Annotated in this window: 15 protein-coding genes and 1 pseudogene; 12 read left to right on the top strand and 4 right to left on the bottom strand. The window is 39.1% G+C overall.

The genetic code is table 11. The annotated features are described in order from the left end of the window. Positions 1–117 precede the first annotated feature (117 nt). From I4641_RS21930 to I4641_RS21910, 5 genes are all read left to right on the top strand, one after another. Complete coding sequence (locus tag I4641_RS21930; protein WP_369426866.1) at positions 118–594, top strand: hypothetical protein; 477 nt, start codon at positions 118–120, stop codon at positions 592–594. Positions 595–642: 48 nt separating this feature from the next. Continuing rightward, positions 643–954: a co-chaperone GroES gene (gene groES, locus I4641_RS21925; RefSeq protein WP_229642723.1), complete on the top strand. Its 312-nt coding sequence runs from the start codon at positions 643–645 to the stop codon at positions 952–954. Positions 955–1,029: 75 nt separating this feature from the next. After that, positions 1,030–2,655, top strand: a complete 1,626-nt coding sequence (groL, locus tag I4641_RS21920) for a chaperonin GroEL (protein ID WP_229642722.1) — start codon at positions 1,030–1,032, stop codon at positions 2,653–2,655. A gap of 162 nt (positions 2,656–2,817) precedes the next feature. Beyond that, on the top strand, positions 2,818–3,093 hold the full coding sequence (locus tag I4641_RS21915; protein WP_229642721.1) for a 2TM domain-containing protein: 276 nt from the start codon (positions 2,818–2,820) through the stop codon (positions 3,091–3,093). Positions 3,094–3,128: 35 nt separating this feature from the next. After that, a complete protein-coding gene (locus I4641_RS21910; RefSeq protein ID WP_229642720.1) occupies positions 3,129–3,428 on the top strand; it encodes a P-II family nitrogen regulator in 300 nt (99 codons plus the stop codon). Positions 3,429–3,546: 118 nt separating this feature from the next. Here I4641_RS21910 and rbp read toward each other — a convergent pair. The 4 genes and pseudogenes from rbp to I4641_RS21890 all read right to left on the bottom strand — a co-directional run bounded on the left by rbp (position 3,547) and on the right by I4641_RS21890 (position 6,172). Then, a pseudogene (gene rbp / locus I4641_RS21905) lies at positions 3,547–3,867 on the bottom strand (RNA-binding regulator). 385 nt (positions 3,868–4,252) lie between these two features. Continuing rightward, complete coding sequence (locus tag I4641_RS21900) at positions 4,253–4,966, bottom strand: Crp/Fnr family transcriptional regulator (RefSeq protein ID WP_229642719.1); 714 nt, start codon at positions 4,964–4,966, stop codon at positions 4,253–4,255. 190 nt (positions 4,967–5,156) lie between these two features. Beyond that, complete coding sequence (locus I4641_RS21895) at positions 5,157–5,831, bottom strand: Crp/Fnr family transcriptional regulator (protein WP_229642718.1); 675 nt, start codon at positions 5,829–5,831, stop codon at positions 5,157–5,159. A gap of 119 nt (positions 5,832–5,950) precedes the next feature. Next, positions 5,951–6,172 carry a hypothetical protein gene (locus I4641_RS21890; RefSeq protein ID WP_229642717.1) on the bottom strand — a complete coding sequence of 74 codons (222 nt, stop codon included), beginning with the start codon at positions 6,170–6,172 and terminating at the stop codon, positions 5,951–5,953. Positions 6,173–6,639: 467 nt separating this feature from the next. Here I4641_RS21890 and psb34 point away from each other — a divergent pair, with 467 nt between their 5' ends. The 7 genes from psb34 to I4641_RS21855 all read left to right on the top strand — a co-directional run bounded on the left by psb34 (position 6,640) and on the right by I4641_RS21855 (position 11,507). Then, positions 6,640–6,960 carry a photosystem II assembly protein Psb34 gene (gene psb34, locus I4641_RS21885; protein ID WP_229642716.1) on the top strand — a complete coding sequence of 107 codons (321 nt, stop codon included), beginning with the start codon at positions 6,640–6,642 and terminating at the stop codon, positions 6,958–6,960. A 95-nt stretch (positions 6,961–7,055) separates the two neighbouring features. Next, complete coding sequence (locus I4641_RS21880; RefSeq protein WP_229642715.1) at positions 7,056–7,253, top strand: NblA/ycf18 family protein; 198 nt, start codon at positions 7,056–7,058, stop codon at positions 7,251–7,253. Positions 7,254–7,407: 154 nt separating this feature from the next. After that, on the top strand, positions 7,408–7,821 hold the full coding sequence (locus I4641_RS21875) for a rhodanese-like domain-containing protein (protein WP_229642714.1): 414 nt from the start codon (positions 7,408–7,410) through the stop codon (positions 7,819–7,821). A gap of 81 nt (positions 7,822–7,902) precedes the next feature. Further along, entirely contained in the window at positions 7,903–8,874 is a 972-nt protein-coding gene (locus I4641_RS21870) for an orange carotenoid protein N-terminal domain-containing protein (RefSeq protein WP_229642713.1), read from the top strand. A 395-nt stretch (positions 8,875–9,269) separates the two neighbouring features. After that, positions 9,270–10,061 carry a prohibitin family protein gene (locus tag I4641_RS21865; RefSeq protein ID WP_439655365.1) on the top strand — a complete coding sequence of 264 codons (792 nt, stop codon included), beginning with the start codon at positions 9,270–9,272 and terminating at the stop codon, positions 10,059–10,061. Positions 10,062–10,638: 577 nt separating this feature from the next. Next, a complete protein-coding gene (locus I4641_RS21860) occupies positions 10,639–11,265 on the top strand; it encodes a recombinase family protein (RefSeq protein ID WP_229642711.1) in 627 nt (208 codons plus the stop codon). Next, positions 11,262–11,507 (top strand): hypothetical protein, encoded by a 246-nt coding sequence (locus I4641_RS21855; RefSeq protein ID WP_229642710.1) that lies wholly within the window; start codon positions 11,262–11,264, stop codon positions 11,505–11,507. Before I4641_RS21860 ends, I4641_RS21855 begins: the two co-directional genes overlap by 4 nt. Positions 11,508–11,855: the final 348 nt, after the last annotated feature.

The following is an 11,855-nucleotide window of genomic DNA, read 5'->3' as shown; positions in this document are numbered from 1 at the left end:
ATGACTGTTCTACAATCCTTTTGTCAATAGGGTTTGAGATGCTCTTACCCTGGTAATAAAGTAGGTAAACTTGTCGATTATTGTATAAATATCCAAACTGGTGAGGTAGTTGCTTATTTGTTCACCTCTAATGGTTGGAAGGGAATCACTAATGGGACTTATCTTTTGTCTCCTGATGCGTTAATAACATTAGGCAGTCAGCGAATTATTATGGCTGAAGACTGTATTGAAAATGCTCAACAGTATGAAGAGGGTTTGAATGAGAAAATTCAACACGCCAAGGAATTTATTCATGATGACATTGCCAAAAGTCAGTCAGATTTTGGCGTAGCAGTACAAAATACTCAAAAAGCTGCATCTGGGTTACAAACAAAAGCTCACCATGAAACTGAAGTAGCTAAAGAAAAGCTTTCTAATGCTGCCAAGCAGCTTCAGCATAAAACCAAAAAATCACCCAGCCAAGAAGGAGAAAAATTGGCTGAATCTGAGACAAAAAGTGCAAAAGGGCTAGATTATTCTGAAGAGACTAGTGTTCAATCAATTTTAGCCGATACAGACTCAGAAGTTGACACCGAAAAAACTTCTCGTATATAGAGCTGCTGTACTGAAGTCGGAAATTTATAACTACTAGGAGAATTATTTATGGCTATGTTAGCTTTGCCAAAATCAACGATTGCGCCTTTAAGAGATCGCGTTTTGCTGAAAATTCAAGCAGCATCAGAAAAAACCGTTGGCGGAATTTTCTTACCCGACACGGTAAAAGAAAAGCCCCAAATCGGCACAGTAGTTGCCGTTGGCACAGGAAAAAGGAACGATGATGGCACTCAGACTCCAATGGAGGTAAAGGTGAATGAAAAAGTACTTTATTCCCAATACGCAGGCACAGAGCTAAAGCTTGGCGATGAAGACTATATATTACTGTCGCAACAAGATATCTTAGCCACGGTAGTCTAAGCCTCGCATCCATGCAAACGCTCGCTGAAAGTTAGTTAGTAATTTTATTACAGGTATTCAAGGAGTAAATTCAAGATGGCTAAACAAATTCGTTTTAATCAGGATGCCCGTCGCGCTTTAGAACGTGGCATTAATGTTCTGGCAGAAACTGTGGCGATAACTTTAGGACCGAAAGGACGCAACGTGGTCTTAGGAAACAAATTTGGCATACCGCAAATTGTTAATGATGGTATCACTATTGCTAAAGAAATTGAGCTAGAAGACCACGTCGAAAATACGGGAGTAGCTCTAATTCGCCAAGCTGCTGCTAAAACTAATGATATAGCTGGTGATGGTACTACCACTGCCACTGTCTTAGCTCAAGCCATTGTCAAAGAAGGTCTACGTAATGTGGCAGCAGGAGCTAACCCGATCAACCTCAGACGAGGCATTGAGAAGGCTACCAACTATTTATTACAGGAGATTAGCGATCGCGCAAGTCCCGTCAATGATTCAAAGGCGATCGCTCAGGTTGGAACAATTGCAGCGGGTAACGATGCAGAAATTGGTCAGATGATTGCCGAAGCGATGGAGAAAGTAGGTAAAGAAGGGGTTATTTCCCTAGAAGAAGGAAACTCCATGACTACCGAACTAGAAGTTACTGAGGGAATGCTCTTTGATAAAGGCTATCTTTCTCCCTATTTTGTTACCAATCCTGAGAGAATGGAAGCGGTTCTCGATGAGCCACAAATTTTAATCACTGACAGAAAAATCTCTTTAATTCAGGATTTAGTCCCCGTCTTAGAAAAAGTAGCTAAAACTGGCAAACCCTTGTTAATAATTGCCGAAGATATCGAACAAGAAGCCCTGAATACTTTAGTAATCAATAAAATTCGTGGGGTACTCAATGTTACTGCGGTGAAAGCTCCAGGTTTTGGCGATCGCCGTAAAGCAATGCTCGAAGATATTGCCACCCTCACTGGTGCTAAATTGATTAGCGAAGATGCTGGCTTGACTCTAGAAAAAGTCGAGTTAGATCTATTAGGAAAAGCCCGCCGTATCACTATTACTAAAGACAACACTACCATTATCGCGGAGGGCAATAAAATAGCAGTTCAAGCCCGCTGTCAACAGCTTCGTCGGCAAATGGCAGAAACAGAGTCAGAATATGACCAAGAAAAACTACAGGAGCGTCTGGCTAAACTAGCTGGTGGTGTTGCGGTAATCAAAGTAGGTGCTGCTACAGAAACGGAAATGAAAGACCGTAAGTTAAAACTCGAAGATGCGATTAATGCCACCAAAGCAGCAGTGGCAGAAGGTATTGTCCCTGGAGGTGGTACTACCCTAATACATTTAATTCCAGAACTAGAAACATGGGCAGCAGATAATTTAGCAGGAGAAGAGTTAATTGCTGCTAGTATTGTCGCTCGCGCCTTAGCTGCACCGCTTAAACGCATTGCCGAGAATGCAGGGAAAAACGGTGCAGTAATTGCCGAAAAAGTTAAAGAAATGGACTTCAACGTTGGTTATGATGCTGTTGCCGATAAGTTTGTCGATCTGTTTAAAGCTGGAATAGTCGATCCTGCTAAAGTTACCCGTGCAGCGCTGCAAAATGCTGCCTCGATTGCAGGTATGATACTGATGACTGAATGCATCGTCTCGGAAAAACCAGAATCTAAATCCGCTGCTAGTGCTGGCATGGGAGATAATTTTGGCTACTAATTTAATTTTTCCTAAAGTCAAAACTATTGTTTCTGGCTTTTCGGGAATTCTAGAAGAGCCAAGTTTTAGAGCTTATTGCTCACAGATTCTTCAGATTTTTAGTCTAACTTTATAGTGAAAGGTTACTCGTTGAGAAGTAACCTCAATCGGGAGATGAATAAAATGGAAAGCGAAGAAAGATATCGCCGTGCCAAGCGTCGAGTTCGTGTACTAAAAGGTTTCTACATCCATCTTGCTACCTACATTGCAGTGATGGCGTTGTTATTGTTAATTGATTTTCTGACTGGTGGGGGTTGGTGGTTCTACTGGCCACTACTGGGATGGGGAATTGGGATTGTTGCCCATGCATTTACTGTGTTCGGAATCAAAGGTTTTCTCGGTTCAGAGTGGGAGGAGAAAAAAACCAGGGATTTGATGAACTCTTACTCTAATAAGTAGAAATTTGTAACCTATATTTGTTTTCGGAGTTTTTTATGTCTGATTCTTTTAACCAGGGAGTTTTGGTCACAATCGTATGCGAAGCCGTATTACAGGAGCGTCTAATAAAACTGTTAATAACATTAGGTGTCTCTGGCTATACCATTGTTCCAGTACAAGGTGCAGGTAGTCATGGTAAACGCACGGGAGATATGGCTGGCTACAACACTAATATTGAAGTAAAAACTATTGTTTCACCAGAAGTGTCTGACCAATTGCTGGAAGAACTAAAACAGTTTCCCGAAACTTATGCCTTAATTGCCTTCCGACAAAATGTAGAAGGTTTGTTCGATTAGACAATCAAAGCTCTAGACTACCAATTAAATTAATAAGTAAAACGCCCCCAGGAAAGTAATGTAGAAATAACTTACTCAATTCCTAGAAGCGTTAATTTTTAAATTTAGTAAAAGAAGCTTAGAAGCGTTGGTTTCGAGAACCACCACCATTTCTATTATCTTCACGAGGTTTAGCTTTGTTGACTTTTAGTTGGCGATCCATCCATTCAGCTCCGTCTAACGATTGAATAGCTTTATCTTCGTTAGCCTCCGATTCCATTTCGACAAAAGCAAATCCACGCTTACGACCTGTTTCCCGTTAGCGAAGCTCAACGAAGTTATCGCTGGGAATATGAACCCGTTTAACAGTTCCATACTCGGTAAAGACTTCATTTAAGTCTTCCTGGTTGACTTCGTAAGATAAATTGCCTACATAAATTGACGAGCGACCCCGCGTTATGCGGAGCGGTATCCTTTAGGACGGCGTAAGACGCAAGGGAATGCGCTCGTCGTGACATATTTTTATTGTCTTCTCAATGAGTGTTGGGTTTAGAGAGGCAAGATTATTGGAAAAGAAATGGCTCAATACTATATGGAAACAACCTTTGATACTGAATAAAAACTTAATCGTTAATATGCTTGATTCTCAGTTTTAATCATAACGCTTTCCTGTAGAATCGATGTATCGTTTTATTATTAAAGGCGATCGCCAAAGTTCGGAATATTATCGATCTAGAGCTAGAAAAATATGCTTATAAAAAGCCATGACGGTTTTACAGATGTAGCCAACAACAGGAGATAGAGCAATAGTGGAACTCAGCTTAAAGTATTTTGCCAGCTTTAAATTATTCAACTCTTAACAACCGAGAAAACTCTTGTTTAATAAGATCGTGACATTCGCAGGTGGAGGCTTTAAGTTTTTCAAGAGAAACAATACGTATAAAACCCCGCGAATATTTAATAATACCTTTTTTTTGAAATCTACCCGCTACTTGTGATACTCCACTACGACGAACACCTAACATTTGAGAGATAAATTCTTGAGTTAACTGAAATTCGTCTCGTTGTATATTTTCGCTTACAGTTATTAGCCAACGAGCAAATCGCTGTTCGACACTATGATAGCGATTACAGGCAGCAATTTGACCCAGTTCGATAATCCGAGCCTGAACATAGCACATCATCAAATGCTTTAATACTTCGGAACGATTCAGCTCCTCTTTTAACCGACTCGCAGCAATTCTATATCCACCATTACCCACCTGAACTATAGCAGTAGAGTTGGTATAACCAGTATTTAAAACAATCGGCAATCCTACCATACCTTCATTACCAATGACCCCAATCTCTGTTGTCGAGCCGTTTTCCATAATTGCTACGGTAGACACAATCGAGTGAGAGGGAAAATAAGCATAATCATAGTTTTCCCCAGCATGGTATAAAACTGTGTGCTGCTTCAACTCAATTGGCTGTAGGTGGGGAGCAAGGTTTTGATATATATGTTCTGGTAGAGCAGCCAGTAATCGGTTTACTGGTCGGTTGATATTAGGTAAAGACAATTTATTGGCAATTTAGATCTGATAGCAACTGAGAAAAATCAACGTAAACAGTCTGCCAAAAGAATTATGACCAACTAAATATATCGTTAAAATTTATTGCACTAACCCAAGCTACCAGTAATACTAACAAATATATGCCCGCTTACGAACATATAAATGAAAATATGCTCAAGATAAATTTGTCTGTTGGCTATTCTTGAAGAAAGAGATAGCATTCACAAGCAATTGATTCGAGAGCCTCGCGGTCTAAAATTGTAATGTTGCCTCGACTATAGTTAATAATTCCTTGCTGTTGAATTTCCGAAGCTACTTCAGATACTCCGCTACGGCGAACACCTAACATTTGAGAAAGTAATTGCTGAGTCATTGTTAGCAATTCGCCATCAACACGGTCATCGAGCATCAATAACCAACGTGCAGCTCGCTGTTTGACTGAGTGATGGTTGTTACAGGAAGCGCATTGGCTCACCTGATTAAATAACTTTAGGTTGTAATCGAGTAGAAGTTTTTGTAGTGATAGGTTTCGCTCAAACTCTACTCGCAGCACCTCGGCACTAATCTTGATTGCCGTTCCTTTTAACTGCACCACAGAACGGTTATTAGAGACACCATTTCCTAGAAATTGAGGTATACCTGTCATGCCTTCTTTGCCAATCAAGCCAACTTCCGTAGTCGAGCCATCTTGCATTACCGAAATTAAAGACACGATTCCTTTTATGGGAAAATGTAGGAACTCTATCTCTCGGTTAGCATCGACAAGAAGTTCGCCCAAAGCGAGTGGCACTAGCTCAAAGTGCTTATTCAGGTTTGCATATACTTGAGAAGTTAATGCCGATAGTATCCGATTGTTTTTAGGTTGGTTCAATATGAAGGAAACTTAGTTTTCCTACTGAAATACCCCATCATCTCATTGGGGGGAAAGTTGAGTAAAGCTTAGTGGTGTTAGAAAGGATTAATTCATTTCTACAAGTAAAACTAACAAAATTACTTTTGATTGTAAGTATTTAATTCCTTTTTGAGTATTCTCTGAAAATCTCTATAACACAGTAATAGATCTGTATAATATTTAGGATTATAAAATGTATCAGTGGTTTCGTCATACCATTCAGTAGAAAATTGCTTTTCTCCATACTTCATGAGGCATAGAGAGAGATATCTGTTATTAGGAATTTGAGTCTGAAATAAAATTTCTGCTGTATGAATCATTATTCAACTTCTTCCTACATAAATTAAAAGGTAAGTAGATTGAAGCAAATAAAATTGAAACTTGGTTTTAATAAGTAAAAAGCAGTCTCATATTCTCTGCTTTTTTATCTATTCCCTAACTCAACCATTTTCTAATTGATTTAGACTTATCTACTTAGCTGCTCTTATTTAAACAGGGTTTTTTTACCGTGTCTGAGCGCAAGCGCAACTAAGGCATAATTTAAAGTGAACCGAGTTATGATTTTCTGTAGACTCACATCTTGCACGCCTTACAAAAAAACTGATGAAGATTTCTAATGATTTAGAATTTGAGTGGTGTAAATATGCTAAAGCTCAAAAGAATATTAAAATGATTTAAGGCTTTATTCCCCTAAAATCTTGAAGTGATTGAAGTATTTATTTGTATCTTTCAATACCATAAAATATTATTGCAAGCAAGTTTTTAAATAAAATGTTATACTTGCAATATGGAAAAACAAAATATTCCGAGTACCATCACCCTTAAAAAAGATAAGGTAGTAGCGCATCATATTAGTGATGGAAGTGAATTAATCCCCTCTGAGATCCAAGCAAGCACACGAGAAGAAATTAATCAATGCCTAAATAAGTCTTTGGAAGGTGGATACACCATTGATGATGAAGGAATTATCAATAACTACGCAACTGAACCCGATCTGTTGTTAGCAAACTATCCCTCACCAGAACAACAAAAGCGTTACATTTTCTTGGGAGCAGGAGCTACCCTACTTATTACCATCACATTACTTACTGCATTTGCTGTCAGCTAGGCGTAAGCTAAGCTAGGTATTTCAATTCCAGCCCTAAATACCTAGCGAGCATCGATCCCACCATTTTCGCCCTAGTTTTGGCATCAAGAGTAGTCATGAATCAACCAACCAAATTATCCTTAGAACAGGAATTTCAACTCAAAAAATTTGCTGCTCAAGTGCAGCATTTATCTCGCGAACATGCTCAAGAATTATTAATCGAGCTACATCGGCAAATGATGATTAAGGAAAAAATGTATCAGCATTTTCTGCTGCATGAATGGAATCTAGATTCAGGCATAGTCTCTAAGTAAATTCGACCAAAGGCATTACCGTACTTGAGAGCCATTAATCCCGTCTGTATCGATCGAGAATGCGATTTACCTCCAGTTTATAAGCTAACTAAACTTTTTTACCTTGCAAGCATTTAGGGTTTAGTTCCCACATCACTAAAGGAAACCCATTACCATGTTTTCTCAATTCATTCCCATCCCTGGGGCAATTCAAAATCAATCTAGTATTAATACTCTAAAAAAACGTCTTGAGTGGGGTAAAGCAGCCCTAACCATCATTGATGCCAGACCTAGAGTACTTTTCAACATCACTCATATCATAGGCTCTATTTCGATGCCGATGGATGAGGCTAACGATCTTACTCTCGCTAGCCTTGAATTGAACCGTGACATTTATATTTACGCAGAAACAGATAAGCAAACTGCTGTAACAGCAAATGAACTACGCCAAGCTGGATATCAAAAAGTATCTGAACTAATTGGTGGTTTACGTGCTTGGAAAAAGGCTAATTATCCCGTTGTCGGTTGGTGGACTATGCCTGTAGAAAAAGACCAAATAACCAATCAACACAACGAGTTAACAGTTTGATTGCAGATATCACGCCCTACAGTTTTTCAGAATTGATGACGATGATGATGCACTTTTAATTCATTTTTGGAGTTTTATTTCATGTCTATAACTATTAATTCTGCTCAGTCAATCTTTTCAGATACTCAAGTTGCCAATGTTGTTCCAAGTATAATTGAGCGATTCAATAAACTTAAGGCTGAAGACCAACTGGCATTAATCTGGTTTGCCTATACAGAAATGGGTAAAACAATTACGATTGCAGCACCTGGCTCAACCAGTATGATCTTTGCTCAAAAACTGCTCGAACAGATTAAGCAAATGTCTCCCGCAGAGCAAACACAAGTCATGTGCGATCTAGCCAATCATGCTGACACCCCTTTATGCCGTTCCTATAGTTTCTTTACTACGAATCTAAAGTTAGGCTTTTGGAATCAACTAGGAGAATGGATGGAACAAGGAACTGTTGCCCCTATTCCCAAAGGTTACAAGCTTTCTTCTCAGGCTAATTCTGTGCTTCAGGCAATTGCCAATGCCGATCCTGGACAGCAAATTACTATCCTGCGTAATGCAGTTGTTGGTATGGGCTTTGACTCAAAATCTCCTGGCAGTCGCCAAAAAGTCCGAGAACCGATCTCAGTTCCCACTAAAATGGCAGCCCGTACCGAGGCATCTATCGAAGGCATTACTAATACCACAGTGCTAAGTTACATCAACAACATGAATGCTAATGACTTTGAAGCTGCTGTGAATCTATTTGCCCCTAATGGTGCTTTGCAACCACCTTTTCAAAAACCAATCATTGGTCGTGAAGCGATTTTAAGCTATATGCGGGAAGAATGCCAGGGACTTAAATTGATGCCAAAGCGAGGCAGAATTGAATCAATGGACGAAGGTTATACTTCCATTAAACTTACAGGCAAAGTCCAAACGCCTTGGTTTGGTTCTAGTGTTGGGATGAATATTGCCTGGCGATTTTTACTCGATCCTCAAGACAATATTTTCTTTGTAGCGGTCGATCTATTGGCATCGCCCAAAGAACTACTCAACCTAGTACGTCAGAAAGTGAATTAGTATCTTAGCCGAACTGAAGTATCAGCAAGTAACAATTTCCAAGCTTGCTGTGCGTACCTCAATTAATTAAAAACAAGCTTTGATTACACTCATTTAATAGGAATTTAATTTAGGAATCATCATGGGAGATAAAAAAAGAGGCAACAGAGAAGCCAAAAAGCCTAAGAAGCAATCAGATGGGACTAAAAAGCAAAAGAAAGATCCCAAAAGATATGATGGACCGACGACTAAATAGTCAATGGTCATCTCTTTGTCGAAATTGAAAAGAAATTCGTAGTGTCGATCGAAATGTTAATCACTAAGAATTTTCACCGAATATTATTTAAAACTTTGGAAAACAAAACTTGAAAAAACAATTTTCGTTTAGCGACAATCTCATAACACCTATTACTCTAATAGTATTGACCTTACTGATTGGGTTTAATAGCTTTGTCATTCTCAATCCTGGTCAGGCGGGAGTAATCAGCATCTTAGGAAAAGCCAGAGATGGAGTTTTGCTAGAGGGAATTCATTTTAAACCGCCTTTGGTTTCCGCTGTAGATGTCTACGATTTGACTGTGCAAAAATTTGAAGTACCAGCGCAAAGTTCGACCAAAGATCTTCAGGATTTATCGGCTCGTTTTGCAATTAACTTTCGCCTCGATCCGATTCAGGTAGTGGAGATTCGGAGAAAACAAGGAACGTTAGCCAATATTGTTGATAATATTATTGCTCCTCAAACTCAGGAATCTTTTAAAATTGCTGCTGCTAGAAGAACAGTAGAAGAAGCAATTACTAAAAGAAATGAACTCAAACAGGATTTTGATGATGCTCTTAGCCAACGTTTAGATAAATACGGAATTATCGTACTCGATACTAGTGTAGTCGATTTGGACTTTTCTCCAGAGTTCGCCAAGGCAGTGGAAGAGAAACAAATCGCCGAACAGAGATCTAAACGAGCTGTTTATGTAGCTCAAGAGGCAGAACAAACAGCACAGGCAGACATTAATCGTGCCACTGGTAAAGCCGAAGCTCAGAGATTATTAGCTGAAACTTTGAAAGCCGAGGGTGGTCAATTAGTCTTGCAAAAAGAAGCGATTCAAGCCTGGAGAGAAGGTGGTTCTCAAATGCCCAAAGTTTTAGTAATGGGTGGAAAAGAGCAAGCAGGAGTTCCTTTTTTGTTTAATCTTGGCAATATTCAACAGTAAGGCGCTTTGGAGATAATTTTGAAGATATTATTCATTCAGCTTGCTTACACTTCTCGGATTAGTGGGTGAACGTAACATCAGCAATTACTCACAAGTTCCTCAATTTTTTTGACTAATATTTATTTTAGGTTCTAAAGAAAACCGAGCTCTTAATATTGTGAAAGAATTGACGCTCGAACGCAGTGTAGAAGTGGAAGTCGCTTGTTCTGTGGAACAGGTTTATGAACTATGTGTAACGACCTGAAATTATAATCGCTCCGACCTGAAATCATCGCTGTTTTCAGCCCACAATAAATGAAACTATAACGGCACCTTAACCCACATTATCTGAAACTGAGACCGAATTAGCTGAAACTATAACTGAAACTATAAATTTCGACCCACAATAATAGAAAACAAGCTGTATCTCTTACTAGATATACCTTTTAGAAATTTGTCAATAAGCCAAGTCTCTAACTGTATGAATTAAAGGAACATTTTCTAAAATACTTTATGCTCCTTATTTATGATTTAATTAAATATATAAATGTTTGATTAAATATACTTTTGTATTTTTTTAGAGCAACTGTTTTAGATCGTGGTCGCATACGCCTATTTGAGAGTTTCAACCAATCAACAAGATGTTGATAATCAACGTCATGGTTGTCTCGAATATGCCAATCAAAAGAGTCTCGGTCACTTAGAATTTATTGAAGACTCTGTATCTGGTCATAAAAGATGGCGCGAACGTGAATTAGGAAAGCTGCTGACCGACAAGACTACTTCAGGAGATATCATCATCTTTGCCGAAATTAGTCGCATGGCTCGCTCGACCCTTCAAGTATTAGAAATCCTCGAATGCTGCATGGAGCAAGAACTAATAGTTCATATTGCTAAACAACAGATGGTTCTGGACGACAAATTACCCAGTCGCATTACCGCTACAGTACTGGGTCTAGCAGCAGAAATCGAGAGAGAATTAATCTCTATGAGAACCAAAGAGGCTTTAGCTAAAAGAAAAGCATCGGGTAAACCTCTAGGAAGACCCAAAGGCAGACAGTCAGCCAAACTAAAACTAGACCCCAGACGACAAGAGATACAAATGTATTTAGATAAAGGGATTAGCAAACGTTCCATTGCTAAGTTAGTTGATTGCGCTCCTTCCACTCTCTACTATTGGCTAGAGAGAAATAATTTACGCCCATCTAGTCCATCAAAAACATGAAGCGCAGAGGAATTCCAGTAGAAACCTTAATGGAACTGCGTAACTCTCTAGACCGACTTCCACCGCGCAGTAAAGAACGCCGTATTTTAGTTGAAGAAACAGCAGAGTTATACGGAGTCTCAAAAGTCACTCTTTATCGAGCTTTGAAGGAATATGTTACTCCCTTATCAGTACGCAGAAATGATTATGGGGGCGTTGTTCAAAAACAGGCAATTTTGGGTAACAAACGCAGCTCAAATTAAGCCAAGTTTTGACTTCGCGTTACAGAACAAAAGTATTACTATGGAAACTTACTTTTTAGGCTCTTTGAAAAAGCTCAAATCCTAACAGTGACAACCAATGTGGATGTTTTTTACCTGTCATCAGCTCCGTAGGACTTTTGCCAACTCGTTCAGGAATTCTACTTGACCTAAAGGTGCGATGATTCAAGAAAAACCGAAGCAGGTCAAGATAATCGGAATTCAAGTGCTTTCAATTGAAAAAGTAATTTCTGAGGCGGGAATTGAGGTTTTCAACCAAAGAACTAGCTCTGGGGGCAATACTTCTCGGTTAAGCCAAAACAGTCTAAAGTAATTAAGATTAACCATTAT

It is taken from the genome of Waterburya agarophytonicola KI4, assembly GCF_020640915.1.
Taxonomy (GTDB): domain Bacteria; phylum Cyanobacteriota; class Cyanobacteriia; order Cyanobacteriales; family Xenococcaceae; genus Waterburya; species Waterburya agarophytonicola.
Note: the sequence above shows the minus strand (reverse complement) of the source record. Positions and strands in the feature narration are given on the sequence as shown.